Raw genomic sequence first — 275 nt, 5'->3', positions numbered from 1 at the left:
TCTGGTCCTTTGGTAATTGGATAACCGTTTCCAAGCCACTTTGCTTGCTTTGAAAAATCTGCGGATAAGCGGCTGCAACATCAGGCCGACTGCGCAAGTCAACCTTCTGCCGGGCAATCTCCTGGCCATTTGCCAAGACAATCACGTAGGCAAATGGCTTGTCAACCGCCGCATCGTTGGCAAACCAACCGGTCAGACGAAGCTGGTTACCGGCCTTGAAACAATAGCTGTCGATCCAGTAGGCTGACCGATTCAGTGTTAACAGTGGGTACCAA

Annotated in this window: 1 protein-coding gene; it reads right to left on the bottom strand. The window is 51.3% G+C overall.

The genetic code is table 11. From position 1 onward, the window contains the following. Window positions 1-275 (bottom strand): hypothetical protein (locus tag ABFY71_RS18860; RefSeq protein ID WP_347947407.1); only part of this gene is annotated, 275 nt, incomplete at both ends.

The sequence above is a fragment of the Devosia alba genome, assembly GCF_039938915.1.
In the GTDB taxonomy this organism is placed as follows: Bacteria; Pseudomonadota; Alphaproteobacteria; order Rhizobiales; family Devosiaceae; genus Devosia; species Devosia alba.
The sequence above is the reverse complement of the archived record's forward strand: the minus strand, read 5'-3'. Positions and strand labels throughout refer to the sequence as shown.